This is a genomic window from Nocardia sienata NBRC 100364 (assembly GCF_001613205.1).
In the GTDB taxonomy this organism is placed as follows: Bacteria; Actinomycetota; Actinomycetes; order Mycobacteriales; family Mycobacteriaceae; genus Nocardia; species Nocardia sienata.
Map to the genome: position 1 here is coordinate 13,281 of NZ_BDBX01000008.1, position 23,564 is coordinate 36,844.

The window sequence follows — 23,564 nt, forward strand, 5'->3', positions numbered from 1 at the left end:
TCGGCCTCGTTACGCTCTACGAGGTGACGGACGGGTAGGAACGTATAAGGAGCAGCGGATCGTGACGACAGCCGGATCGGCGGACTCGCCCAAGGGCGCCGAGAGCGACGATCGCGCCGCGTCTGTGTGGGGCGCGGGCCCCGAACCCGTTCCTGCCGACGCTGCGCTCGGGCCGACGGGGCGGCCGTTGCGTGCGGTCCCGGATCCGCCCGAACCGTCACACGAGGGCAACGCGCTCATCGTGGCGATGTGCAATCAGAAAGGCGGGGTGGGTAAGACCACCTCGACCATCAATCTGGGTGCGGCGCTGGCCGAGTACGGCCGCCGGGTACTGCTGGTGGATCTCGATCCGCAGGGCGCGCTGTCGGCTGGGCTGGGTGTGGCACACCACGATCTGGATCTGACCGTGCACAATCTGCTCATCGGGGCGCCGGTGAGCGCCGACGACGTGCTCATGCAGACCAAGGTCGAGAATCTGGACCTGCTGCCCAGCAATATCGATCTGTCGGCGGCCGAGATCCAGCTGGTGAACGAGGTCGGTCGCGAGCAGTCGCTGGGGCGGGCGCTGGAGCCGATCCGGGACCGCTACGACTACATCCTCATCGATTGCCAGCCGTCGCTGGGCCTGCTCACCGTGAACGCGCTCGCCTGCTCGGACGGGGTGATCATCCCGATGGAGTGCGAGTACTTCTCGCTGCGTGGGCTGGCTCTGCTCAACGACACCGTGGAAAAGGTCCGGGACCGGCTGAATCCGCGACTGAGCCTGTACGGCATCGTGGTGACCATGTTCGACGCCCGGTTGTTGCACTCACGCCAGGTGATGGCGCGGGTGGTGGAGGTGTTCGGGGAGTTGGTCTACGACACCGCGATCGCGCGGACCGTCCGGTTCCCGGATGCCAGCGTCGCCGGTGAACCGATCACCACGTGGGCGCCGAAATCCAGTGGTGCCGAGGCGTATCGGGCGATGGCACGGGAAGTCATCCACCGGTCCGGGCGGTGAGCGGGCCGTCCCGCCCGGTATCGTCGACGAGCAGCGCACCCGCGGATCCGGCGGGCGCGGCAGCGGAGAAGTCCGGTTTCCATCTGCGGTTGAGCAATTTCGAAGGCCCGTTCGATCTGCTGCTCCAGCTGATCTCGCAACGCCGTCTCGATGTGACCGAGGTGGCGCTGCACAAAGTCACCGACGAGTTCATCGCCTACACCAAGGCGTTGACCGCCGCGTTGAACCAGCCGGGCAATTCGCTGCGCACGGACAAGATCCTGGATCAGACCACCGAGTTCCTGGTGGTGGCGGCGACCCTGTTGGATTTGAAGGCGGCGCGGCTGTTGCCGTCGGGTGAGGTGACCGACCCCGACGATCTGGAGTTGCTCGAGGCCCGGGATCTGCTGTTCGCCCGGCTGCTGCAGTATCGCGCGTTCAAGCAGGTCGCCGAGCTGCTCAGGGAACTGGAGGCGGCCGCGCTGCGCCGGTATCCGCGCAGTGTCGGGTTGGAGGAGCGGTTCGCGAGTCTGCTGCCGGAAGTCACTCTCGGGGTGGACGCGGCCGGTTTCGCCGAGATCGCGGCGGCGGCGTTCCGGCCGCGACCGGTGCCGACCGTGGGCCTGGACCACCTGCACGCGCATGCGATATCGGTGGCGGAGCAGGCGACGCTCGTGCTGGAACGGCTGCGCGCCCGGGGCGTGGGGGTGTGGACCACGTTCGCCGACCTGGTGGCCGATTGCGCGGCGCCGATCCAGATCGTGGCGCGGTTCCTGGCATTGCTCGAGCTGTATCGGGGTAAGACGATCGAGTTCGACCAGCCCGATCCGCTGGGCCCACTGGCGGTGCGCTGGATAGGTGACGACGTGGACGGCGGTGCCGCACCGGTGACCATAGAAGAGGACTACGGATGAGCGAGCCGGGCCCGGAGGCGGACGTGCAGCACGGCCGCGCGGAAGCCCGCACGCATCCGCGAAGGACACAGGAGCGGGCCGGAAGGTGGAGGCGGAGCGTGACCGTATCGGGCTCGCGCGTGTACGCGGAGGACAGAGCATGACCGAGGCTGTGACCGATATCGCGCCCGAGCCGTTGGACGACGACGAATTCCGGGCGGCACTCGAGGCGCTGCTGCTCGTGGTGGACACTCCGGCGCCGGTGGAGCAGCTGGCCACCGCGCTGGATGAGGCCCCGCAACGGGTGGAGCGCACCCTGCGGGAGATGTCGGCCGAACTGGCCGCCCGGCGCAGCGGAATCGATCTGCGTTTCGCCGGGGACGGGTGGCGCTTCTATACTCGCAGCGAGTACGCACCGTATGTGGAGCGTATGTTGCTCGATGGCGCCCGGTCGAAGTTGACCCGGGCGGCTCTGGAGACGCTGGCGGTGGTGGCATACCGTCAGCCGGTGACCCGGGCCCGCGTCAGCGCGGTGCGCGGTGTCAACGTCGACGGTGTGATGCGTACCCTGCTGGCCAGGGGACTGATCACCGAGGCGGGCACCGACCCGGAAACCAACGGCACGCTCTACGGCACCACCGAACTGTTCCTGGAACGGATCGGGTTGGCGTCACTGAGCGATCTGCCGCCACTGGCGCCCCTGTTGCCGGGGGTGGACCTGATCGATGAGATCAACGACAGTCTGGAGACGGACCCCCGCTACACCAGGCTGCGAAAACCCGCCGAGGAGGATCTGAACCTCGGCGCCGAGGATTGACAGGAAAACGTGAAGACACCCGCTCGCCGAGATGGCATACCGGATCGTAGGAAACATGGTGACCAGCCCACTCGGGCCGGTCGTGGGCGCGGCGCCCCTCGCGCGGGCGACCCGCGCCGGGGAAGTGACGACGGCCCCCGCGGCGGCCGGACCGGTGGACCGCGCAGTACCGAGCGCGGGGCCCGCAGCGATCAGGTGCCGCGTTCCGCGCGGACCGCTGGGGCGGAGAGCTCGGCAGGAGGCCGCGGCGCGCGCGCCGGCGGAGGTCGCGGTGGTTTCGCGACCCCGGGCCGGTCGGGTTCGGCCGGGGCCGGCCGCGGAGGTTCGGCGGGAGCGGGCCGGAGCGGTTCGGCCGGCGCGGGTCGCGGTGGCCCCGCGGGGACGGGCCGTGGCGGCTCGCCCGCGGCGGGCCGCAGTGGCGCCACCGGATCGCGGACCGGTGGCCGCCCAGGAGGCGGCGCAGCCCGCAAGAGCCAGAGTGCCCGTCCCGGAAGCGTGACCCCGCAGCTGAACAACGCGAAGCCGGCCCGGCATCAGCATGTGGAACCGGGTGAACCCGGTCACGAGAAACTGCCCTGGGGTGAGGGCGAGCGTCTGCAGAAGGTGCTGGCCAAGGCCGGAGTGGCCTCGCGCCGCGCCGCCGAGGAGATGATCGAGCAGGGCCGCGTCGAGGTCGACGGCATCATCGTGCGCGAACAGGGCCTGCGCATCGACCCGGAGAACGCCGTGGTGCGGGTGGACGGGACCCGGGTGGTGGTGCGCGAGGAACTTGTGCACCTGGCCCTGAACAAGCCCAAGGGCTGGCAGTCCACCATGTCCGACGATCTGGGCCGGCCCTGTGTCGGCGATATCGTCGCCGAGCGGGTCGCGGCCGGGCAGCGGCTCTTCCATGTCGGGCGGCTGGACGCCGATACCGAGGGGCTGCTGCTACTCACCAACGACGGTGATCTCGCGCACCGGCTGATGCACCCCTCCTACGAGGTCTCCAAAACCTACCTGGCGACCGTGCAGGGCGAAGTACACCGATCGATCGGCAAGATCCTGCGCGAGGGCGTGGAGCTCGACGACGGACCGGCCAAGGTGGACCGCTTCCAGGTACTCGAGGTGGATGCGGGACGTTCCCTGGTGAAAGTGGTGTTGCACGAGGGGCGCAAACATATCGTGCGGCGGCTGCTGGACGCGGTCGGCCATCCGGTGACCAGGCTCGTCCGCACCCATATCGGCCCGGTCGTCCTGAACGACCAACGTCCGGGCACGCTGCGTGTGCTGGGGCGCGATGAAATCGGCAAACTCTACGAGGCGGTGTCTTTGTGAACGGAGTGGAAGCTGCGGTGGGGGTCGTCATGGATCCGGCCCGCGACCGGTCCCTGGTCGTCGCGATGGACGGTCCTTCGGGGACCGGCAAGTCCAGTGTGTCGCGGCGGCTGGCGGTACGGCTTTCGGCCCGCTACCTCGATACCGGCGCCATGTACCGGGTCGCCACGCTGCAGGTACTGCGCGCGGGAGTCGACCCGGCGGATACCGCCGCGGTGGCCGCGACGGTCACCGATATGCCGTTGCGGATCGGTACCGATCCCGAACGGGAACTGATCGAACTCGACGGCGACGATGTGCGTACCGAAATCCGCGGCCCCGAGGTGACCGCGGCGGTCTCGGCGGTCTCGGCGGTGCCTCAGGTGCGGGAACAACTGGTGGCGCTGCAGCGTGAGATCGCGGTGAGCGCGGGCCGGATCGTGGTCGAGGGCCGCGATATCGGCACCACCGTCCTGCCCGACGCCGACGCCAAGATCTATCTGACCGCGTCCGCGCAGGCACGAGCGCATCGGCGCAATCAGCAGAACATCGCCGAGGGTCGCGGGGACGACTACGCCGGGGTACTCGCCGATGTGGAGCGCCGTGACCGCCTCGATTCCACGCGCGCGGTATCGCCGCTGCGGCGGGCCGAGGACGCGGTGCAGGTGGACACCAGCGAACTGACCATGGACGAGACCATCGAGGAGTTGTATCGCGAGGTCGGCCGGCAGTTGGACCGGCCGCGCGATCATGCCGCGGCGCGCAGCCGGGGGGTTGCCGGATGAGCGGGGACACCGTGAGCGACGTACTCGCCGGCGACGGCGTCTGGAGCGACGAATCGGACTGGGAGCTCACCGATCTCGCCGGTGACGCCGAGGCCGCCGATCATGTGCCGATGCCCACCCTGGCCGTGGTCGGCCGCCCGAACGTCGGTAAATCGACGCTGGTGAACCGCATCCTGGGCCGCCGCGAAGCCGTGGTCGAGGATGTGCCCGGCGTGACCCGGGACCGGGTCTCCTATGAGGCGAACTGGGCGGGCCGCCGTTTCTGGGTGCAGGACACCGGCGGCTGGGAACCCGACGCCAAGGGACTGCAGCAGTCGGTGGCGCGGCAGGCCGAACTCGCCATGAAGACCGCCGATGCCATTGTGCTGGTGGTCGACGCGGTGGTCGGCGCGACCGCCACCGACGAGGCCGCGGTGAAGGTGCTGCGGCGGGCGAAGACACCGGTCATCCTGGTCGCCAACAAGGTCGACGACCAGCGCCTGGAGGCCGACGCGGCCGCGCTGTGGTCGCTGGGGCTCGGGGAGCCGCGTATGGTCTCCGCCGCGCACGGCCGGGGGACCGGCGACCTGCTTGACGATGTGCTCGAAGTGCTGCCGGAGACACCGCGGGAGCTCGGCGGGCCCGGTGGCGGCCCGCGCCGGGTGGCGCTGGTCGGGAAACCGAATGTGGGTAAGTCGAGCCTGTTGAACAAGCTGAGCGGTGACGAGCGGTCGGTGGTGCACGATATCGCCGGTACCACCGTCGACCCGGTGGATTCGCTGGTCGAACTGGGCGGCAAGGTCTGGCGTTTCGTCGATACCGCCGGGCTGCGGCGTAAGGTCGCCAATGCCAGCGGTACCGAGTACTACGCCTCGTTGCGCACCAAATCGGCGCTGGAGGCCTCCGAGGTGGCGATCATGCTGATCGACGCCGCGCAGCCCATCACCGAGCAGGACCTGCGGGTGATCAGCCTGGTCGCCGACTCCGGGCGGGCCCTGGTGCTGGCGTTCAACAAATGGGATCTGGTGGACGAGGACCGTCGCCTGCAACTCGAGCGCGAGGTCGATCGCGATCTGGTGCGGGTGCCGTGGGCGCAGCGGGTCAATATCTCCGCGCAGACGGGCCGGGCGGTACAGAAGCTCGTCCCGGCCATGGAGACCGCGCTCGAATCCTGGGACAAGCGGATTTCGACCGGCCGTTTGAACACTTGGTTGAAAGAGGTGGTCGCCGCGACACCGCCGCCCATGCGCGGCGGGCGGCTGCCCCGGGTGCTGTTCGCCACCCAGGCCACCACCAGGCCACCGACTTTCGTCCTGTTCACCACCGGGTTCCTGGAGGCGGGCTATCGCCGGTTCCTGGAGCGGCGGCTGCGTGAGGAGTTCGGATTCGACGGGTCGCCGGTGCGGATCTCGGTCCGGATCCGGGAGAAGCGCGTCAAGAAGTGAACGCCGGTGCTCACCCGCTACGGCGGGTGGGCACCGAGGTTTCGCCTGCTGCCGTGGACCCTGCCAGGGTGTGCGCATCATAAGGTGATGTCGGGGCAGTTCTTCGGCGAGCGATAGCGCGTGCCGCTCGGCGGTCCCGGAGCCCGGCGCGGGTGTGCGGGCCGATCCTCGGCTTCCGGCCGCATCCGAACCTGTCGTATCGAAGACCTGCGCTCAGGGCCGCGGCGACCACCGGCCGGGCCGCGCGGTCGTTTCATCCGGGCGCGGCGAAGTCCGGTCCGGCGCAGTGTATTTCGATTCCACAACGGGGCAACCGTACCGGACCGCCGAATGCGGACCCGCTCCGGGCCGTCGACTCCCGCGCTTCTGCGATATCCGGCACGCCGGGCAGGCGTAGTGCGCCCGGTAACGGTATGACCTGTCGTCGCACATGCGGTGAAGGTAACGCGCCCGCGTCGGTGCACGTATCGGCATATGCTCCACGGAGCCGGGCCGGCCCGGCTCCGTCCACCGATGCGGATACGGAAGGAGAAGACGTTCGTGGTCAGCCGCCGCGCCCGGGCGCTGTCGGTGTTCCTGCGGGTCACCCGCAAACGCGGTATGGCGACTGCCGAGAAGGCCCGCGCCGCCATGGCCGAACCCGCCGGCGCCCACACCCCGCCGCGTCGGCTGCGGCGCCGGCACCGGGTCGAGGACCGCCTCGTCGACGGATTCCCGTGTTACCGCTTGATACCCCGGACGGCGCCCGAATCCGGGAAAGTCGTGATCTACCTGCACGGCGGTAGTTTCTTCCGGGAGATCAGCCGGTGGCACTGGCGCTTCATCGATCGGCTCGCCGCGGCCGGGCACCGGGTCGAGGTGCCGATCTATCCGCTGGCGCCGCGCTACACCTACCGGTCGGCCCGGCCGTATCTCCTGGCGCTGTACCGGGAGGTCATCGCTGCGGTGGATCCCGGACGGGTGGTGCTCGCCGGTGATTCGGCGGGCGGCACTCTGGCGCTGTTGCTCGCCCAGGCGCTGCCGGACGCCGGGTTGCCCGCCCCGGCGCGGCTGATCCTGTTCGCGCCGTGTCTCGACATGCGCCTGTGCGCGCCGGAGATCGACCGGGTGCAGGCGGACGATCCGTGGCTGGCGCGCCCCGGCCTGCTCGAGGCGGGACGCGTCTGGGCCGGCGGGGACGATCTCGGGCTGCCGGAGCTCAGCCCGATCAACGGCCCGGTGGACGGGCTACCGCAGACCGACATCTTCGTCGGCACGCACGACATCCTGTACCCCGACGCCCACGCCTTCGCCGCACGCGTCGGCGGGCGTATACGTCTCATCGCCGAACCCGGCCTGTTCCATGTATATCCACTTGTTCCGGTCCCCGAGGCGCGTCCCGTGGTGAAAGCGGTCCTGACCACCTTGGACAACCTGTGAGCGCCCGCGCCGCCCTTCGTCTCCGGGGCGTGCCGCGCCTGCGTGGACGCGGAAACGCCGGGCCGCAGGGGAACTCGTGAACAGCGTGTGAACGCCCACGGAATTCGGTTGATTCGACCGTGACGATGCATCGCGAAGCAAAGGCCGGTACCGTACCCGGGCGTGACTACTTGTCTGCCATCGAATCACCCGAGGCGGGAGCCGTAATGACTGTCGAACCGCCACTCGAGGACGATGTCACGCAACTGGCTCAGCGCGTCGAACACGCTCGGGGCCGGCTGGCCTACCAATTCGACCCCGCCCTCACCGAAGCACTGTCGGAATCGGAGCTACGCGCCGAACGTGAACTCGCCGAGCGCATCCGCGAACAGGAGCGCGGGCAGCGCTGGAAGGAGATCCAAGCGGTCGCCTCGGCCAACGACCGGGCCAGGCAGACCACCGAGCAGATCGAGAAGGCGGATATGCGCGACCTCTTGCTCGCCCGCAAAGCCATCGCCGCCCAGCGCCGGGAGTCCAGTCCGCACGCCAAACTCGCCTCGCTCTACCGGCACCGGTCCTGGTCATTGCGCGCACTGGCCGGTGTGGTCGGTGCGGGGATGCTCTGGTCGGCTGTCAACGTGCAGCAGAACATCGCCCCCACCGGTGCGTCCGATCCGCTGTTCTGGTTCAGCTACCTGCTGGAAGCGATGATCAGTGTCTGCCTGATCATCATCATGATCGGCACCAACAAGGTCGCGGAATGGGGGGTGATCAACAACCGGAAGCAGGTGGCGGCCGCCGAGATCGCGCTGCTCACCCTGACCGTCGGGCTGAACACCTATCCCTATCTGAGACTCGGTGAATGGTACGACGCGGCCGTGCACGCGGTCGCGCCGGTGATGATCGGCGTCGCGCTGCTCATCCACGACGCGGCGAGCAGCCGCTACGGTATGGCGATCCTGCGGGCCACCGAACAGGTCCGGGTGCTGCCCGACCCCGCCGATCAGATCCGTAACAACCTGCCCCGGGTGAGCCTGCGGCTCGATCACGCGAAGACGGCGGCGGCCCAACTCCCGGTCGGTGAGGCCGAGGCCGCGGTGAAACCGGCGGCATTGGAGCCGGGCGGTACGAAGTCGCCGGGTTCCGCGTCGAGTGGTTCGGCCTTCCGGTCGGACAGCTCGGGTGGTGATACGGGAAAACGCCGGTCGGGGGATCTGGCGGAGGTCACTTCCGGGCTGATCGGACGGACCAGCTCGCTGCTCGATGAGATGGCGACCAATTCGCCGCTGTTCGACGGGGAGTCGACCACGAGCAGGACCGCCGATACCACCGACAAACTCCCGGTGACCAAACCCAAGAAGCTCTCGGGGCTGGGCAAGAGTTCCTCCGACGGCGCCAAGAACGGTTCCGCGGAGAGCAAGGGCAAGATGTCCGGGGACAAGGAGACCGACGAGTTCCTCGACGTCGTACGCTCCTCCGACGGCTACGACACCGGCCAGTTCCGGGTCGCCGACATCCTCGAACAGGAGCTCGCCGAACTCCAGGCGGAGCGCCGCCGGGCCCGTTCCGGGCGCGCTCGCAGCACCTCCACCAACGGAGCCTGAGCCCGGTGGTGACCCGGTGAGTACACGGGTCACCACCGCTGCCGCTGCCGGGGAGCAGCGCTACCGTGGTGGGAGACGGTGAGGAGCCACGATGACCGAGCGCAAACCCGTGGGTGTCGACTTCGAGTCCTGGGTCGATCGCAAGATCCGAGAGGCCACCGAACGCGGCGACTTCGACAATCTCGTCGGCGCGGGTGAACCGCTACCGGGCGCCGGGAACCCCTACCACGACGAGAACGCCTGGTTGCGTGACTATCTGCGCCGCGAAGGAGTGAGCGGCGATGCCATGCTGCCGCCGTCGCTGCTGCTGCGCCGTGATGTGGAGCGGCTACCCGAGACGCTCCGCGACGCGGTGTCCGAACAGGAAGTACGCGAGACGGTCGCCGAACTGAACCGGCGCATCGTCGACTGGTTGCGGATCCCCACCGGGCCGCAGGTGCCGATCGCGCCGGTCGATGCGGACGCGGTCGTCCGGCAATGGCAGGAGCGGACTGCCCGGGAGGACGCCCCGGCCGCCGCGGCCCGGCGCCCGGAGATCGCCCCGCCCCGCTCCGCACCCGCGGCGCGCCGGTGGCGCCGGATCTTTCGCGGTCGCTGAGGCCGAACCCGCCCGGGATACCGCGGCGGTGGGGTTGTATGGAGGGATGGATTCAGCGACCCTCGCCGATCGGCTCGAGATCACCGATCTGCTCACCCGCTACGCCACCGCCGTCGACAGTAAGGACTGGGCGCTGTACCGGACGGTTTTCACCGCCGACGCGCAGATCGACTACAGCACGGCCGGCGGTCCGGTCGGCGATCTGGAGACCGTGGTGGCCCGGCTGACCGAACAGCTGGACCTGTTCGCCTGCACCCAGCATTTCATCTCCAATATCGCGGTCGATCTCGACGGCGACACGGCGAAGGTGCGGGCGATGTTCTTCAACCCGATGATCGTGTCCCCGGGCAAACAGTTCACCTGCGGCGGCTGGTACAACCACGACCTGATCCGCACTCCCGACGGCTGGCGCAGCACCCGGCTGCTCGAGGAAGCGGCCTGGTTCGACGGTATCGAGGCCGCTTTCGCGCAGTAGACGCCACGGTCATCCGGTCAACGCGGTGGCGCGGTGCTCGAGCACGCGCGTCTGACGCGGGTGCAGTTCGTACACGGCGAAGGCCGACCGGATGACCGGCTGGGCGACATTGCGGACACGGATACCGCCGGGTGTGGTGCCACGTTCGCATCCGGCGTGCGCGTGGCCGTGCAGCGCCAGATCCGCCCGGTGGGTGTCGATGGGTTCACCGAGCAGATAGGAACCCAGGAACGGGTAGATCTCCCGTGGTTCACCGTGCAGGGTGTCGCTGACGGGGGAGTAGTGGGTGAGCACCACCGTGACATCGGTATCCAGTTCGGCCAGCGCGGTATCGAGCCGGGTGGCCAACTCCACCGTGTGCCCGGCGAACTCGCGCATCAGGGGCTCGCCGAACACACTGGCGCATTTTCCGGCGAAACCGCCGCCGAATCCCTTCGTCCCCGCGACGCCCAGCGTGCGATCGCCGATCGTGACCGTGGTGGCGCTGCCCTCGAGGACCGTGATCCCGGCCGCGCCCAGCATCTCGGTGATCTCGTCGGCGTGATCGCTGTGATAGTCGTGGTTGCCGAGAACCGCGATGACCGGGACCCCGAGATCGGCGAATTCCGTGGCCACCACCTCCGCTTCGGCCGGCGTCCCGTGATTGGTCAGATCACCGGCCAGCAGTAGCACGTCGGCGTGGTCCGGTAGCCCACGCAGCGCGGGACGCAACCTTCCCCGTGAGTCGGTCCCCAGATGGATGTCCCCCACAGCGGCGATCCGCATCGGTGCACTCCCTTCCGCCCGGTGTCAGTCACCGAGGTCCTCGCATTCGCCCGGGCCGGGCGTCGCGGTCACGTGTACGTCGTTGTGGATCTGTGCGTCCGGCGCGATCTCGTGCACCACGTCTTCGAGCCGGCGCCGGCGCTCGGCGGTACCCACTTCGCCGTCGAGTACCACCACATCTCCCCGGATCCGCACCCGTACGCCCTGTTCGGCGCAGCGCGGGTCCTCGGTCAATGCCCGGTGCAGTTCGGCGGCCAGATACTCCGGCGGCCGGCCGGGCGGACGGTTCTGGGTTTCCGACATCTATCCGGCCTTTCCTTCAGGTTCGATCATCGGTCCGGGTGTCGGCGATACCGAGATCGTCGATCAGCCCGAGAAACGCCCGCGCGTAGGGCGAATGTTCGGTCTGGGCGCGCACCGACGGCCAATCCACCTGTTCGCGCAGATCGCGCGAGATACGCAACAGCGGGCTCAGGTCCAACCGGTGCGCGTCGAAGACCAGCAGTTTGTCGACCAGCAGATCGGTGCCGTGCACCACCGGCGCCATCGTGGGCCCGACCCGCATGACCTCGGCCCGGGCCAGCAGGGCGTCGTCGACCTCACGATTGTTGGGCCGGTGGATGATGTCGATGAGAGTGTCACCGTCGTAGGCCTTGGTCAGCCAGTCCTCGGCAGCGTCGGCGATACGCAGTCCCGCCCGGGCCAGTTCGCTGCGCGCCCGGCCGCTGTCGGCGGGTTTGACGAAGAGATCGACGTCGTGATCGGAGGGCGGTCCACCTCGGGCGTAGACCGCGCAGCCGCCCGCCACGGCGAAGGGGACGTCGTGGTGCGTCAGCGCGTTCGCGGCTCGCGTCAGCGCATGGAGCAATTGCTGATGGGTCGGAGCCATACCGGGCGGCTACCCGCAAACGGCCCCACCAATCAGCTGACGACCGCGATCACCAAGGCCACCGCGACCACCGCGAACGCCGCTACCAGGACGATCGTCAGCACCACCGCCAGGACGCCGGTCGCCGGGAAGTGGTGCCGCGTGGCCGGCTCGTCGGCCGACAGCCCGGAGGTCTGCGGAGTGTCGGGTGGTGTGGAACCCGGCGGCACGCCGCCGCCCGGTTCCAGATCAGGGGTTTCGGCGGGGTCGGGATCCATGGATGACATACCCTCTACCTCCCGTCTCGGTCATTTCCGGAGCGCCTGGCCCGGCGGCGATGGCTGGTATCGCACAGCGGGTAGCTCCCGGAACGTTTGCAGGTACACAGCGCGACCAGAAAGCGGTCGGCGAGTACGTGGTCACCGTCTGGGGTGACCACCTCCAGCGGGCCCTCGACAAGAGCGGGGCCCTCGGCGGTGAAGGTGATCCGGCGCACCGGGCCCGCCGCATCCGGCGGGACGGGGGCCGAGTCGGGCCGGGGACCGGAAGCGTCGTCCGGCACCGCTGTGCTGTCCGCGACAGCCGGGTCGGTATGGCGGATCGCGGCGAGTAACTCGTCGGGACCGGCCGGAAGTTCAGCGGGTTCGGTCGGCACGGATCACCACCAGTTCCTCGTGCTCTTGTTCGGGCTGTATCAGGCCGCGTTCGCGCAACCACTCCACGCGGCTACGCATCACCGGCCCGAACGGGATGACCGTGCGGGCCACCACGGTCGCCTTCAGCCCGCCGGTACGCAACCGGGTGAGGGTGGCGGCGATACCCGAGACCGCGGAGTGCACGATCAAGGCGGTACCGCCGACGCTGAGCAGTTGCGGCATCATCTCGCACAGGGGGTCCAGCAGATGGCGGCCGTGCCAACCGGCGTCCCAGGCGCGCGCGGGGCCGTCCTGGGGTGGATGCGTTTCGCTCGGTACGTAGGGCGGGTTGGCGACCACCACATCGAACGTGCGGCCTGCGACCACCCGGGTGACGTCTCCGTACAGCAGTTCCAGCCGCACCCCGTACAGCCGGCTGTTGAACCAGGCGGAGGCCAGCGCGGCGCGCGACAGATCCACCGCGGTGACCGCCGCCGCCCCTGATCGGGCGGCGTGGATCGCCAGCGCACCGGTGCCGGTGCACGCGTCGAGTACCTGCGCGTCGCGCGGCAGTGCCGCGTCGGTCATCGCCCGGGCCAGCAGCCGGGTATCCGGTTGCGGGCGGTAGACGCCGGGAACACGAACGAACACCGGACTCACCGCTCCGTCGTCCGCAGCGAGCTCTCGCCCGCCCGCCAGCGGTCGAGCAGCTGGGCCGAGCACCGGTCCTCGAGGAGATCGGTCGCCTGGATTCCGAAGACCACCGATTCGGCCAGTTCGGGTTCGTGGGCCAGCAGGTCGTCGAGCACCTCCCGGCGCACGACCTGTTCGTGGACGGCGTCGGCGGTCACGTGCTCGCTGTAGAACCGTACGCAGTCCGCGTGGGCGGAGAACCGGTGCAGCGCCTCGACCATCAGTTTCGAGGCCGGCGAAGAGGTGATCTCCACCGCCGCGAAATGCCCCACGATCGCTCCCCGCATCGAACGGTGCAGACCGAACAGCGACATCATGTCGACCAGGGCGAGCATGGGGGCCGGGACGATGTCCAGATAGTGCAGATAGCCGTCGGACAGGCCCGCGCCACGCAACAGGTCGGCGTAGAGCCGGGCATGGATCCGATCACCGTGACCGCCACCGAACTCGTCGAACTCGATCGCTACCAGCCCGGCCTTCGCCCGGCCTCGTAGCCGGGGTATCACCCAGGCCACCGGATCGGCCTCCTTGTGGTGGTAGATCGAGCGCTGTACGAAATACTCGCGCATCTGCCACCAGCAGCCCTCGTCGCGCAGCCGACGGGGGACACCGCCGGCCACGGGCACGGTGAGCAACCTATCCAGTTCCGCGGTGACATCGGCGCCGCCGGGCACCTCGGCTCGCAGGGCGGCGAGGAAGCGGCGCTCGAGCTCCGCGCGTATCCGCAGCAGGCCCGGATCCCACTCCCAGTCGGCGTCGACGCCGTCGAAACCGTGATAGTGCAGCTCGTAGCAGGTGTGCAGGGTCAGCTGGAGATCGTCACCGTAGGGATCGAGGTCGTCGGGGACGTCGGGTACCGGGCGTCCGGGTGTGTCCCGCAGTAGCGTCAGCACGGCCGCCGAAAGCGGTCCGCGGGCCATCGGGAGCGCGGGCGCACCGACGGCGGTCGCGCGCGGGGTGAGTGTTTCGACCATGGTTCGCCTTTCGCAGGCATCGAACGGATCCCTGGGAGGGCAGCGGGACGCGCTGCGCGTTATTCGGCCGGGTAAGGGGCGCCGCGGAGCGCTCGGGCGAGATGGGCGGCATTGCGGGCGGCGGTTGCGTTGGTGGAGGCGACAGCGCTGGGGACCTCGTCCAGTTGCAGATAGTCGACGCCGCTCATGGCCTCACCGTTCCAGTAGGTGCCGCCCTGCGCGGGCACGGTGAAACCGATGTCGTTCAGGCCCTGGAACAGGTCGGCGGTGATCTTGTGGGCGCCGTCCTCGTTCCCGACCACGGCCGTCAGGGCGACCTTGCCGAACATGGCGGGCCGTCCCGCGTCGTCGGTCTCCGACAGCTCGGCGTCCAGTCTTTCCAGCACGCGCTGCGCCACCGACGACATATGGCCCACCCAGGTCGGAGTCGCGAACAGCAGGATATCCGCCCCGGCGATGCGGGCCCGTACGGCGGGCCATTCGTCGCCGTCGCCCTCGTCGGCGCTGGTACCCGGGCGTATATCGTGATCGACGACCCGGATCACCTCGCCCGCCACATCGTGGCGTGCGAGTTCGCCGAGCACCTGCCGGGCCAGCAGATCGCTACTGGATTCGGCCGGTGAGCTCTTCAGCGAGCACACCAGTGCCACCGCGGTCAGTGAAGCCATCCGGAAACCTCCGCCCCTGTTGGTCGGCCGGTCCGACCCGGCCCTGTGCCTGTGCCTGTGCCTGTGCGCAATAGCCGGTCGCACGGGGGATAAACATCATTATCCGGCCGCGCGGCGGCGACCGCGACCGGATATGCCCGGGTCGGCGGCGGTGTACACCGTCGGCCGACCGTGCCAGAATGGTCGTCAGGTTGAAAACATGCAGCCGATCCCGGTGCCGCGTATCTCGGTGCCCGGGTTCGATGAGCGGGACCGGCTCCCGTTCCGAGATCCGCCCGTAACGCGTACGCCAACCGGAAATCCCCACCAGCAAGGGATGGGATTGATATGTCGGTTACCGCCGCCCGGTACCAGGTCGATCAGCAACGCAAGCGCGAACCGCGGCCGGTCATCACCGGCCGTATGTGGTCGCGACGCAGTACCGAACACCCCGAATGCGTGATCGCCCGCGTGGAAGGCGAGTTGGATGCCGTACTGCACGAGGAACTGCGCAGCCTACTCGAGCGGTGCCGCGCCGGTCTGTGCCGCGCCGTAGTGCTCGATCTGCGCGCGACAACGTTCATGAGTATCCGTGCCGCCGTACTCCTCGCAGAAGCCAAGGCCGCCGCGTGGCGGGCCGGGGTCGAGCTGCGTGTGGTCAGCGGCCGCAAGGAAGTGGAGCGGGCACTCGAGGTCGCCGGTGTGCGGCCACAGTTCCAGTACTTCCCGAGTATGAGCTGCGCGCTCACGAGCTGACCCACCACTGCCCGGATACCCTGCCCCGGCCGCGCGAGCGGCCGGGGCAGTGTCGCTTTCCGTACAGGAACAGTCGATACTCGAGCGGTGTCGCGAGAAGACGGCGTTGTCGCCGAGCAACTGTTGGACTCGATCGGAAGCGTCTCGCAATGTGCGGGCGCCTTCCGGTTCTGGTTCGCCGACCAACGCTGGGAGTGGTCGGAGGCCGTCGCCGAGATGCACGGTTACCCGCCCGCGCCGATGACCCCCAGCACCGAGCTGCTGCTCGGTCACAAGCACCCCGACGACCGCGCCCAGGTGGCGGGCGCCCTGGCGAAATCGGTGGCCGAGGGGACCCCGTTCTGCAGCAGGCACCGTATCGTCGACCTCGCCGGGCACACCAAGCACGTGATCGTGGTGGCCGATGTGATGGCCGACGAGCAGGGTGTCGTGATCGGTTCCACGGGCTACTACATCGACCTCACCGAGACGCTGGCCGAGGAGCGGGAGGAAGCGCTGCAGGACACGCTGCCGGGACTCTATGCGGCGCGAGCGGTGATCGAGCAGGCCAAGGGCGCGTTGATGGTCGTGTACGGCATCAGTGCCGACCAGGCGTTCCGGGTGCTGATCTGGCGTTCCCAGGAGACCAACACCAAACTCCGCGCGCTGGCCGCGCGGCTGGTCGCCGAGCTGCCCACGATCGAATATGCCGCGCCCGCCCTGCGCACCGAATTCGATCATCTGCTGCTGACAGTTCACGAGCGGATCGACTGCGCGTGAACAGCGCGGTGTTTCGGCGATTCCGGCCGGGGTATGTGCGCATGTGACAATCAGGCGACATCCGAAGGAAAGACGAACCGCGGCGTCATCGACGGTCACGGGCACCGACGGGGCCCGGCGGGCGCCCCCCGCCCGCCGGGGTGCGGGCGGTAGGAACGAGGTGGTGGTGCGCATGGGGGAGAGTGTCTCCGATTCCGTGTATACGACATCGGCGGATACGACAGTGGGCGTGCGGATCCCGGCCCGGCAGGAGCAGCTGGTGATGCTGCGTGCGCTGGCCGAGACCGTATCGCTGATCGCCGACTTCGGTCTGGACGAGGTGACCGATATCCGGCTCGCCCTCGATGAGGTGGCTACATCGTTGATTGCCGCAGCTGTTCCCGATTCGAGTCTGACCTGCGATTTCGATTACGACGAGCACCGCATGACAGTGCGCGTAACCTCGATCTCGGAGGTCGACTCGCTCCAGGACCAGGAGGGATTCGGCTGGCATATCGTCCGGACGCTGACCCGCTCGGTCAGCGTGGAACAGCACCCCTACGACGTGGCGAGTGGTGGTTACCCGACCGATGTCGAGTTCAGCTGGTTCCGAGGAGGCGCCGATGGCGCGTGAAGGATCGCGGGCCGATCCCGGACCTTCGCGCCGCCATCGCGGCCACGACAGTTACGACAATATCGAGCCGTTGTTCGGCAAATCGGCCGCCCTCCCCGAGGGCGATCCAGGTCGTGCCGAACTGCGTGGGGAGATCATGCGGCGGTGTCTGCCGCTGGCCGAGCACATCGCCAGGAAGTTCTCCGGACGCGGTGAGAACTACGACGATCTGCTCCAGGTGGCACGGCTGGGCCTGGTGAACGCGGTGGACCGCTTCGACGTCTCGCGTGGTTCGTCGTTCCTGTCCTTCGCTGTCCCCACCATCATGGGCGAGGTTCGCCGGCATTTCCGTGACAACACCTGGTCGGTGCGGGTGCCGCGCCGGGTCAAGGAGCTGCAGCTGAACCTGGGCCCCACGATCGAGATCCTGTCGCAGCGGCTGGGGCGGGTGCCGCGGGCCAAGGAGATCGCCGCCGAACTCGGTATCGATGTGGTGGAGGTGACCCAGGCCCTCATCGCCGGCAACGCCTACCAGGCGTCCTCCCTGGACGCGCCCGCCGCCGGGGAGGACGGCGACAGTTCGGCGTTGCCGCTGGTGGAATCGCTGGGCGCCGAGGAGCCGTCCTACGGGTGGTTGGAGGACTATCTGGCGATCGAACCGCTGCTCGACGAGCTGTCCGAGCGGGAGCGTCAGGTGCTGCGGATGCGGTTCTTCGAATCCCGCACCCAGTCGCAGATCGCCGATGAGTTGGGAGTTTCGCAGATGCACATCTCGCGCATACTCTCGCGCACACTCGGCTGGCTCCGCGAACAAGCGTTGCGCGACTGACCGGCCCGTCCGGCCGCGGCCGCCGGCCCGGCGGCCGCGGCGGGGATCAGCGGGTGGCCGCCGGATCCCTCCGGCCGGCGGGGGCGCGGGAGAGGATACCGCGGACGAAGGCGGCCTGGCCCGCGTGCTGGAGGTCGTCGGCGATCACACTGACCAGGCGCACACCCATGGTGACCGGCGGATCCCAGCTCGTGTCCACGACGGCGTCGAGGTCCCGGTCGTCCAGCGCGCCCACGAAGCGGACCGTCCGCGCGTGCACGGCGTCGTGATATCCCATGAGCAGTTCCGGTGGAGCGCTGATCAGGGCCACCTCGGCGGGGGTGTCGCCGTAACCGGTGGCGTCCCGGTCGATCGGCAGATCGAAACGCTCGAACCAGCCGCGGCCGGTCCACAGCGATTCGGCGGTCTGTAATTCCGCCAGATGTTCGTCCTGCACCCGCGTGAGGTGCCAGACCAGCCACGCGATGGAGTTGGACGCCGGATCGAGACGGTGGGTCAGGGCCTGTTCGTCGAGTCCGTCCACCGCTTCGTGGACCACCCCGCGGATTCGATCGAAGGCGTCGGTGAGTAGATCGGCACTGTTCATTGCTTTCTCCGTCGCTGCTGGATAGCGCGGCGACGCCGGCGCGACGGACCGGGTGCCGCGAGCTGTCGTCCGGTACCGGTGCAGTACCACGATCCGGACCGCGCAAACCGAGGCCGCCGTAGCGAGAAAATAGAACATGTTCTTGCCGCGCTCGTGGCACCGTGCCAAGGTGGCTCCATGGATCTGCAGGCACTCGAACTTCTCCGCGGCCTCAAGTACCGCTACTTCCGCACTCTGGATCTGAAACAGTGGGACGATTTCGCCGCCACGCTCGATCCGGAGATCGAAGCCCGCTACGGCACCCACGCCATGGGCAAGGAACTCACCCTCGACGGACGCGACGCGGTCGTCGGGTTCATGCGCGAGAACATGGGCCCCGGCATCGTCACCACCCACGTGGCCAATCATCCGGAGATCAGCGTCGACGGTGATTCCGCGACCGGTAGCTGGCTGTTCGAGGACACGGTCCTGGCCACCGAGTTCGGCGTCCTGATCCGCGGCGCCGGGTACTACACCGACCGCTACCGGCGCGGCGCCGACGGGATCTGGCGCATCCACGCCACCTCCTATGTGCGGATCTACGAGTCCTCGCAGTCGCTGGCCGATACTCCCAGCCATACCCTGCTCAGCAATATGTGGGCGACCGACTCGAAGTGAGTCCGCTCAGGGCACGAGGACCGCGCGGCCGCGGATCCTGCCCTGCTCGAGCAATTCGTAGGCGTGCGCGCCGTCCTCGAGGGGGAACTGCTGGGTACGCGCGGTGATCCGGCCCTCCCGGGCCAGCGCGATACTGTCGATGAGATCGCGTTTGGTGCCGCCGTAGGATTTGCGCACGGTGGCGCCCCACGGCAGTCCGGGGCCGCCCGCCGGTCCCGCGGTGATACCGGGATCTCCCTCACCCAAACCGATCATCCGATAGGCCCCGTTGGGTCCGACCGATTCGACCGACAGTTTCGCGGTCGTGTCCACGCCGACGAAGTCGAATACCGCTTCCGCGCCGCGGCCGCCGGTCATGGCGAGGATCCGGGCCGCGGTGTCCGCATCGGCCGAGAGCCCCTCGTGCGCGCCGCATTCCGCCGCCAGTTCGAGTTTGCCGGAATCGGTGTCCACCGCGATCACCCGTACCGGGGTGATCGCGCGCAGGATCTGGATTCCGACATGGCCGAGTCCGCCGGCGCCGATCACCACCGCCGTGGCCCCGGGGTAGAGCTGATCGCGGGCGCCGCGGATGGCGTGGTAACTGGTGAGCGCCGCGTCGGCCAGCGGTGCGGCGGCGACGAAATCCATATCGCCGATGGGGACGAAGGAAGTGGCCGGTACGGCCACGTACTCGGCCATACCGCCGTCCGGCCCGAGCCCGGGGCAGGGCGGCATGGCGACCCGGCCGGCCGCCCGGCACACATTCTCATTGCCGCTCGCGCATTCGGGGCACTGCCCGCACGACCAGCACAGATACACCACGCCGCGTTCCCCGGTCGCCCGCCCGGTGACCTGCTCGCCGACCGCGGCGATGGTGCCGGCGATCTCGTGGCCGAGGGTCAGCGGATCGTCGCGGACCTTGAAGGGGAGATGGAGAACATGCAGGTCCGAGTGGCAGATACCGGAGGCGCCGACCCGGATGAGCAGCTCGCCCGGGCCCGGTTCGGGGATCGGGACCTCACGTATTTCCAGGGTGCCGGGTTCGGTGAGTTGCAGTGCTCTCATGGGTGTCCTCCCGCTCCGGCCGACTATGGCGTGCCTCACAAACTAGGCCGGTTCGCGACGGGCTGACAAGAGTCGAATTTTATTGACACCTGTCAAATCCCTCCCTAGGGTCCCTTGTGACCGGTATCACCCGGCGCGTCGGCCGCTGCACCGGCGTAATGCTCGAGGAGGTCGCATGTCCGAACCCACCGTCGCTGTCATCGGGGCGGGTATCAGCGGTCTGACCACCGGAAAGATGCTGGGCGATTACGGTATTCGGTATACCTGCTTCGAGGCCTCCGACCGGATCGGCGGTAACTGGGCGTTCGGTAATCCGAACGGACACTCCAGCGCCTACCGCTCACTGCATATCGACACTTCGAAGTACCAGCTCTCCTTCCGGGACTATCCGATGCCGGAGTCCTATCCCGACTTCCCGCACCACACCCTCATCAAGGAGTATCTGGAGGGCTATGCGGCGGCCTTCGACCTGAAACGCGCCATCGAATTCGGCAATCCCGTAGAGCATGCCCGCCCGGCCGCGGGCGGCGGCTGGGATATCGAGACCGGGGTCGGCGACACCCGCCGATTCGATCTGCTCGTGGTCGCCAACGGGCATCACTGGGATCCACGTTTCCCGGACTTCCCCGGCGAGTTCACCGGAGAATCCATCCATTCCCATTCCTATATCGATCCGCGTACACCGCTGGATCTGTACGGTAAGCGCATCCTGATCGTCGGCATCGGGAACAGCGCCGCCGATATCACCGTCGAGTTGTCCGCACGCAGTATGGACAACGAGGTGTGGCTGTCGACCCGGTCGAGCGCCTGGGTGGTGCCCAAGTATTTCGCGGGCACCCCGGCCGACCGCTATTTCCGGACCGTGCCCTATGTGCCGCTGTCCTGGCAGCGCAAGATCACGCAGATCTTCACGCCCTTGGTCTCCGGTGATCCGGTGAAATACGGTCTGCCCGCGCCGAACCACAAGTTCTTCGAGGCCCATCCCACCCAATCGGTGGAACTGCCGCTGCGGCTCGGCTCCGGTGATGTGGTCGCCAAACCGAATGTGAGCCGGCTGGACGGCGCCACCGTGCATTTCGAGGACGGGACGGCGAAGGATTTCGACGTCATCATCTACTGCACCGGTTACAACATCACCTTCCCGTTCTTCGATCCGGAATTTCTCAGCGCTCCGGGCAATCGGATATCCCTGTACAAACGCATATTCAAACCCGGTATCGACGATCTCGCCTTCGTGGGGTTCGCGCAATCGTTTCCGACGCTGTTCCCCTTCGTCGAATGCCAGGCGCGCCTGGTGGCCGCGTATGCGGCCGGGCACTACCGGCCGCCGCCGGCGGAGACGATGCACCGGATCATCGAAGCCGATCAGCAGCGGTTCACCGGCCATGTGGTGGACCGTCCCCGGCACACCCAGCAGCTGGACTACTGGGTGTACGAACGGGACCTGCGGCTCGCCGAACTACCCGCCGGGCTGCGCCGGGCCCGGACACAGGGGCCGGTTCGGCTGGGGCGGGCCGGATGACCACGCGGGCGCGTACCGACCGCCGGGCCCCGCAGCGCGGCGATCAGCGGCGTAGCGCGCTGCTGGCGGCGCTGGACGAACTGTTACGCGACAACGGCGGCCGGCTCGAACCCATCAATATCGCCGAGATCTCCCGGCGCGCCGGGCTCACCAGATCCGCCTTCTATTTCTATTTCGAGAACAAGGCCGCGGCCGTGGCGGCCGCGCTGGAGGAAACCTACGAGGAAGTTTTCGCGCTCAACGATATTCTCGTCGGCGCGGGAGCACCTGCCGAGCGTATCGAGCGGGCCATCCGCGGACTCGTCGAGTTCTGGGATCGTAACCGCCACGTCTACGGTGCGGTGCTGACCGCGCGCGGCGCCCCGGGTGTGCGCGAGCTGTGGGAGTCCGACCGTCAGGCCTTCATCCCGTCCATCGCGGCGATGATCGAAGCCGAACGCGCCGCCGGTCGCGCCCCGGCCGGCGGTGACGCCGTCGCTGTCGCCGATGTCCTGCTCCTGCTCAACGAACGCCTGCTGGAACGGTTGACCTTCGACGTCGAACTGGACCGGGAGCGGTATATCGAATCGGTGGTCACCATCTGGCTGCGGTCGATCTACGGCACCGGCCCCGATCTCGCCGCACCCATCACCACGAGGAACGATCCATGACTCTGTGCCAGACCCCGGGCCCGGCCGATCCCGCCGCTGCAATCACCGTGACCTTCCCCTCCGGCGGCGAGGACTGTCACGCCTGGCACTTTCCCGCCGCGTCGGCCGAGTTCGATGGTCCGGCAGGTCGCCCGGTCGCGGTCATGGCACACGGCTTCGGTGGGACCAAGGATTCCGGACTCGAACCGTTCGCGCGGGCCTACGCCGCCGCCGGGATCGATGTCCTCGCCTTCGACTTCCGGTATTTCGGCGCGAGCGGGGGCAGGCCGCGGCAGCGGGTGCGGATGTCGGAGCAGCTGGCCGACTACCGGGCCGCTGTACTGGCCGCCGCCCGGCTACCGGGCGTGGACCCGCGCCGGGTGGTGCTGTGGGGCGTATCGCTGTCCGGCGGCCATGTATTCGCCGCCGGTGCCGCCGCGAGCGCCACGCCGGCCGACTCGACCGCCGCCCGGGCCGCTATCGCGGCGATCGTCTCGGTCACTCCGCTGGTCGACGGCCGGGCGGCGGGAGTCCTGGCGGTGCGGGAAAGCGGTGTCGCGGGGGTGCTGCGGGGCGCGATCGGTGGCGCCCGGGCCCGGCTGGCCGCGGCGTTCGGCGGTTCCGGGCTCATCCCACTCGTCGGCCGGCCCGGGGAGGTCGCCGCGCTGACATCGGAGGGCTACTACGACTCCTACACCGCACTCGCCGGACCCACCTGGCGCAACGAGATCGACGCGGGCGTGCTGCTGCAGCTTCCCGGTTACCGGCCCGCGCGGGCGGCCGCCGGGCTGAATCTTCCGGTCCTCGTGCAGATCGCCGATTTCGATCGCGGCGCGCCGCCGTACGCCGCGGCACGGGCGGCGTTCGCGGCGCGGGCCGAGGTGCGCCACTACCCCTGCGACCACTTCGGTATCTGGCCGGGTAATCCGTTCTTCGACTCCGCCGTGGCCCACCAGCTGCTGTTCCTGCGCCGACATCTGGCGGCGTAGAACGGAACGCGATCCCCGGCCGTGAATCCCTGATAGCGGCCTACCGGTGGTGGGTGAGTGCTCTCACCCCGGGTGCCACCGGCGACCCGGAATCGGCAGGGCCCGAACGCCGGGCGTCGACGTGGACCTATCGCCGGGCCGGGTACGGTCCGGGTCGTATCCGGTCATCGGCCCGCCGGGCCGGGTACCGGCCTGCGGTAGCGTCGGCGGCACCCCGGCGGTGTACGACAGCACAAATTGCAGGCAGATAACACCAGTTGCGAATGCCCCTACGTTCGCGGCGATTCGGCATATCGTCGGGCGGGTAATACCTGGGGTCGGCGGTGGTTGTCGCGGCTGCCGGCCACCGA

The 23,564-nt window shown here is 68.6% G+C and carries 28 protein-coding genes; 18 read left to right on the top strand and 10 right to left on the bottom strand.

From position 1 onward, the window contains the following. The first annotated feature begins 124 nt into the window (after window positions 1-124). The 10 genes from NS4_RS07555 to NS4_RS07600 all read left to right on the top strand — a co-directional run bounded on the left by NS4_RS07555 (window position 125) and on the right by NS4_RS07600 (window position 10,266). On the top strand, window positions 125-1,000 hold the full coding sequence (locus tag NS4_RS07555; RefSeq protein ID WP_051714501.1) for a ParA family protein: 876 nt from the start codon (window positions 125-127) through the stop codon (window positions 998-1,000). Next, on the top strand, window positions 997-1,893 hold the full coding sequence (locus NS4_RS07560) for a segregation and condensation protein A (protein ID WP_063058791.1): 897 nt from the start codon (window positions 997-999) through the stop codon (window positions 1,891-1,893). Before NS4_RS07555 ends, NS4_RS07560 begins: the two co-directional genes overlap by 4 nt. Before the next feature lie 139 nt (window positions 1,894-2,032). Beyond that, window positions 2,033-2,689, top strand: a complete 657-nt coding sequence (scpB, locus tag NS4_RS07565) for an SMC-Scp complex subunit ScpB (protein ID WP_063058792.1) — start codon at window positions 2,033-2,035, stop codon at window positions 2,687-2,689. 9 nt (window positions 2,690-2,698) lie between these two features. Beyond that, window positions 2,699-4,003: a pseudouridine synthase gene (locus NS4_RS31345; RefSeq protein ID WP_084487002.1), complete on the top strand. Its 1,305-nt coding sequence runs from the start codon at window positions 2,699-2,701 to the stop codon at window positions 4,001-4,003. Window positions 4,004-4,032: 29 nt separating this feature from the next. Then, complete coding sequence (gene cmk, locus NS4_RS07575) at window positions 4,033-4,767, top strand: (d)CMP kinase (protein ID WP_063058946.1); 735 nt, start codon at window positions 4,033-4,035, stop codon at window positions 4,765-4,767. Continuing rightward, the gene (gene der / locus NS4_RS07580; RefSeq protein ID WP_063058793.1) at window positions 4,764-6,191 is read left to right on the top strand and encodes a ribosome biogenesis GTPase Der; all 1,428 of its coding nucleotides are present in this window, start codon (window positions 4,764-4,766) and stop codon (window positions 6,189-6,191) included. Before cmk ends, der begins: the two co-directional genes overlap by 4 nt. A 513-nt stretch (window positions 6,192-6,704) precedes the next feature. Next, window positions 6,705-7,610 (top strand): alpha/beta hydrolase fold domain-containing protein, encoded by a 906-nt coding sequence (locus tag NS4_RS07585; RefSeq protein ID WP_157105933.1) that lies wholly within the window; start codon window positions 6,705-6,707, stop codon window positions 7,608-7,610. A gap of 206 nt (window positions 7,611-7,816) precedes the next feature. Beyond that, window positions 7,817-9,193, top strand: a complete 1,377-nt coding sequence (locus NS4_RS07590) for a hypothetical protein (protein ID WP_063058794.1) — start codon at window positions 7,817-7,819, stop codon at window positions 9,191-9,193. Window positions 9,194-9,284: 91 nt separating this feature from the next. After that, window positions 9,285-9,791, top strand: a complete 507-nt coding sequence (locus NS4_RS07595; RefSeq protein WP_063058795.1) for a DnaJ family domain-containing protein — start codon at window positions 9,285-9,287, stop codon at window positions 9,789-9,791. A gap of 46 nt (window positions 9,792-9,837) precedes the next feature. Next, window positions 9,838-10,266: a nuclear transport factor 2 family protein gene (locus NS4_RS07600; RefSeq protein ID WP_063058796.1), complete on the top strand. Its 429-nt coding sequence runs from the start codon at window positions 9,838-9,840 to the stop codon at window positions 10,264-10,266. 9 nt (window positions 10,267-10,275) lie between these two features. Here the strand turns inward: NS4_RS07600 and NS4_RS07605 are convergent, their stop codons facing one another. Genes NS4_RS07605 through NS4_RS07640 form a run of 8 tightly spaced genes read right to left on the bottom strand, consistent with a single transcriptional unit; the run spans window position 10,276 to window position 14,869 of the window. Continuing rightward, window positions 10,276-11,031, bottom strand: coding sequence for a metallophosphoesterase family protein (locus tag NS4_RS07605; protein WP_063058797.1), 756 nt, complete (start codon window positions 11,029-11,031; stop codon window positions 10,276-10,278). Between the two features lie 24 nt (window positions 11,032-11,055). After that, window positions 11,056-11,334, bottom strand: coding sequence for a BON domain-containing protein (locus NS4_RS33280; protein WP_030521240.1), 279 nt, complete (start codon window positions 11,332-11,334; stop codon window positions 11,056-11,058). Between the two features lie 16 nt (window positions 11,335-11,350). Then, window positions 11,351-11,920, bottom strand: coding sequence for a nucleotidyltransferase family protein (locus tag NS4_RS07615; RefSeq protein ID WP_063058798.1), 570 nt, complete (start codon window positions 11,918-11,920; stop codon window positions 11,351-11,353). A 32-nt stretch (window positions 11,921-11,952) separates the two neighbouring features. Further along, the gene (locus NS4_RS07620) at window positions 11,953-12,186 is read right to left on the bottom strand and encodes a DUF6480 family protein (RefSeq protein ID WP_063058799.1); all 234 of its coding nucleotides are present in this window, start codon (window positions 12,184-12,186) and stop codon (window positions 11,953-11,955) included. 5 nt (window positions 12,187-12,191) lie between these two features. After that, window positions 12,192-12,554, bottom strand: a complete 363-nt coding sequence (locus NS4_RS33835; protein ID WP_369690202.1) for a CDGSH iron-sulfur domain-containing protein — start codon at window positions 12,552-12,554, stop codon at window positions 12,192-12,194. Beyond that, window positions 12,535-13,185, bottom strand: a complete 651-nt coding sequence (locus tag NS4_RS07630; RefSeq protein WP_084487022.1) for a HemK2/MTQ2 family protein methyltransferase — start codon at window positions 13,183-13,185, stop codon at window positions 12,535-12,537. The genes NS4_RS33835 and NS4_RS07630 overlap by 20 nt, the downstream gene beginning before the upstream one ends. A 5-nt stretch (window positions 13,186-13,190) precedes the next feature. After that, complete coding sequence (locus tag NS4_RS07635; protein WP_063058800.1) at window positions 13,191-14,201, bottom strand: iron-containing redox enzyme family protein; 1,011 nt, start codon at window positions 14,199-14,201, stop codon at window positions 13,191-13,193. A gap of 59 nt (window positions 14,202-14,260) precedes the next feature. Continuing rightward, a complete protein-coding gene (locus NS4_RS07640) occupies window positions 14,261-14,869 on the bottom strand; it encodes a flavodoxin family protein (RefSeq protein ID WP_063058801.1) in 609 nt (202 codons plus the stop codon). A gap of 327 nt (window positions 14,870-15,196) precedes the next feature. On the opposite strand from NS4_RS07640, the gene NS4_RS07645 reads away from it, so the two are divergent. The 4 genes from NS4_RS07645 (at window position 15,197) to NS4_RS07660 (ending at window position 17,784) form a co-directional block, all read left to right on the top strand. Next, complete coding sequence (locus NS4_RS07645) at window positions 15,197-15,604, top strand: STAS domain-containing protein (protein ID WP_063058802.1); 408 nt, start codon at window positions 15,197-15,199, stop codon at window positions 15,602-15,604. An 87-nt stretch (window positions 15,605-15,691) separates the two neighbouring features. Beyond that, window positions 15,692-16,363: a PAS and ANTAR domain-containing protein gene (locus tag NS4_RS07650; RefSeq protein ID WP_063058803.1), complete on the top strand. Its 672-nt coding sequence runs from the start codon at window positions 15,692-15,694 to the stop codon at window positions 16,361-16,363. A 172-nt stretch (window positions 16,364-16,535) separates the two neighbouring features. After that, entirely contained in the window at window positions 16,536-16,976 is a 441-nt protein-coding gene (locus tag NS4_RS07655) for an ATP-binding protein (protein ID WP_063058950.1), read from the top strand. Continuing rightward, a complete protein-coding gene (locus tag NS4_RS07660; protein ID WP_063058804.1) occupies window positions 16,966-17,784 on the top strand; it encodes an RNA polymerase sigma factor SigF in 819 nt (272 codons plus the stop codon). The genes NS4_RS07655 and NS4_RS07660 overlap by 11 nt, the downstream gene beginning before the upstream one ends. Window positions 17,785-17,830: 46 nt before the next feature. On the opposite strand, the gene NS4_RS07665 is transcribed toward NS4_RS07660, so the two are convergent. After that, window positions 17,831-18,370, bottom strand: coding sequence for a mycothiol transferase (locus tag NS4_RS07665; RefSeq protein ID WP_063058805.1), 540 nt, complete (start codon window positions 18,368-18,370; stop codon window positions 17,831-17,833). A 177-nt stretch (window positions 18,371-18,547) separates the two neighbouring features. Here NS4_RS07665 and NS4_RS07670 point away from each other — a divergent pair, with 177 nt between their 5' ends. Then, complete coding sequence (locus tag NS4_RS07670; protein WP_063058806.1) at window positions 18,548-19,027, top strand: nuclear transport factor 2 family protein; 480 nt, start codon at window positions 18,548-18,550, stop codon at window positions 19,025-19,027. 6 nt (window positions 19,028-19,033) lie between these two features. Here the strand turns inward: NS4_RS07670 and NS4_RS07675 are convergent, their stop codons facing one another. Further along, window positions 19,034-20,074, bottom strand: a complete 1,041-nt coding sequence (locus NS4_RS07675) for an NAD(P)-dependent alcohol dehydrogenase (protein WP_063058807.1) — start codon at window positions 20,072-20,074, stop codon at window positions 19,034-19,036. A 175-nt stretch (window positions 20,075-20,249) separates the two neighbouring features. On the opposite strand from NS4_RS07675, the gene NS4_RS07680 reads away from it, so the two are divergent. From NS4_RS07680 to NS4_RS07690, 3 genes are read left to right on the top strand one after another with little or no spacing between them, the layout of a single operon-like run. Continuing rightward, complete coding sequence (locus tag NS4_RS07680; RefSeq protein WP_063058808.1) at window positions 20,250-21,596, top strand: flavin-containing monooxygenase; 1,347 nt, start codon at window positions 20,250-20,252, stop codon at window positions 21,594-21,596. Then, the gene (locus tag NS4_RS07685) at window positions 21,593-22,246 is read left to right on the top strand and encodes a TetR/AcrR family transcriptional regulator (protein ID WP_063058809.1); all 654 of its coding nucleotides are present in this window, start codon (window positions 21,593-21,595) and stop codon (window positions 22,244-22,246) included. The genes NS4_RS07680 and NS4_RS07685 overlap by 4 nt, the downstream gene beginning before the upstream one ends. Next, the gene (locus NS4_RS07690) at window positions 22,243-23,214 is read left to right on the top strand and encodes an alpha/beta hydrolase (RefSeq protein WP_063058810.1); all 972 of its coding nucleotides are present in this window, start codon (window positions 22,243-22,245) and stop codon (window positions 23,212-23,214) included. The genes NS4_RS07685 and NS4_RS07690 overlap by 4 nt, the downstream gene beginning before the upstream one ends. Window positions 23,215-23,564: the final 350 nt, after the last annotated feature.

Excerpts from the sequence above, each read along its gene's own strand:
- scpB (WP_063058792.1), top strand. The coding sequence starts at position 2,033 with ATGACCGAGGCTGTGACCGATATCGCGCCCGAGCCGTTGGACGACGAC.
- cmk (WP_063058946.1), top strand. The coding sequence starts at position 4,033 with ATGGATCCGGCCCGCGACCGGTCCCTGGTCGTCGCGATGGACGGTCCT.
- der (WP_063058793.1), top strand. The coding sequence starts at position 4,764 with ATGAGCGGGGACACCGTGAGCGACGTACTCGCCGGCGACGGCGTCTGG.
- NS4_RS07585 (WP_157105933.1), top strand. The coding sequence starts at position 6,705 with ATGCGGATACGGAAGGAGAAGACGTTCGTGGTCAGCCGCCGCGCCCGG.
- NS4_RS07590 (WP_063058794.1), top strand. The coding sequence starts at position 7,817 with ATGACTGTCGAACCGCCACTCGAGGACGATGTCACGCAACTGGCTCAG.
- NS4_RS07595 (WP_063058795.1), top strand. The coding sequence starts at position 9,285 with ATGACCGAGCGCAAACCCGTGGGTGTCGACTTCGAGTCCTGGGTCGAT.
- NS4_RS07600 (WP_063058796.1), top strand. The coding sequence starts at position 9,838 with ATGGATTCAGCGACCCTCGCCGATCGGCTCGAGATCACCGATCTGCTC.
- NS4_RS07605 (WP_063058797.1), bottom strand. The coding sequence starts at position 11,031 with ATGCGGATCGCCGCTGTGGGGGACATCCATCTGGGGACCGACTCACGG.
- NS4_RS33280 (WP_030521240.1), bottom strand. The coding sequence starts at position 11,334 with ATGTCGGAAACCCAGAACCGTCCGCCCGGCCGGCCGCCGGAGTATCTG.
- NS4_RS07615 (WP_063058798.1), bottom strand. The coding sequence starts at position 11,920 with ATGGCTCCGACCCATCAGCAATTGCTCCATGCGCTGACGCGAGCCGCG.
- NS4_RS07620 (WP_063058799.1), bottom strand. The coding sequence starts at position 12,186 with ATGTCATCCATGGATCCCGACCCCGCCGAAACCCCTGATCTGGAACCG.
- NS4_RS07635 (WP_063058800.1), bottom strand. The coding sequence starts at position 14,201 with ATGGTCGAAACACTCACCCCGCGCGCGACCGCCGTCGGTGCGCCCGCG.
- NS4_RS07640 (WP_063058801.1), bottom strand. The coding sequence starts at position 14,869 with ATGGCTTCACTGACCGCGGTGGCACTGGTGTGCTCGCTGAAGAGCTCA.
- NS4_RS07645 (WP_063058802.1), top strand. The coding sequence starts at position 15,197 with ATGTCGGTTACCGCCGCCCGGTACCAGGTCGATCAGCAACGCAAGCGC.
- NS4_RS07655 (WP_063058950.1), top strand. The coding sequence starts at position 16,536 with ATGGGGGAGAGTGTCTCCGATTCCGTGTATACGACATCGGCGGATACG.
- NS4_RS07660 (WP_063058804.1), top strand. The coding sequence starts at position 16,966 with ATGGCGCGTGAAGGATCGCGGGCCGATCCCGGACCTTCGCGCCGCCAT.
- NS4_RS07665 (WP_063058805.1), bottom strand. The coding sequence starts at position 18,370 with ATGAACAGTGCCGATCTACTCACCGACGCCTTCGATCGAATCCGCGGG.
- NS4_RS07670 (WP_063058806.1), top strand. The coding sequence starts at position 18,548 with ATGGATCTGCAGGCACTCGAACTTCTCCGCGGCCTCAAGTACCGCTAC.
- NS4_RS07675 (WP_063058807.1), bottom strand. The coding sequence starts at position 20,074 with ATGAGAGCACTGCAACTCACCGAACCCGGCACCCTGGAAATACGTGAG.
- NS4_RS07680 (WP_063058808.1), top strand. The coding sequence starts at position 20,250 with ATGTCCGAACCCACCGTCGCTGTCATCGGGGCGGGTATCAGCGGTCTG.
- NS4_RS07685 (WP_063058809.1), top strand. The coding sequence starts at position 21,593 with ATGACCACGCGGGCGCGTACCGACCGCCGGGCCCCGCAGCGCGGCGAT.
- NS4_RS07690 (WP_063058810.1), top strand. The coding sequence starts at position 22,243 with ATGACTCTGTGCCAGACCCCGGGCCCGGCCGATCCCGCCGCTGCAATC.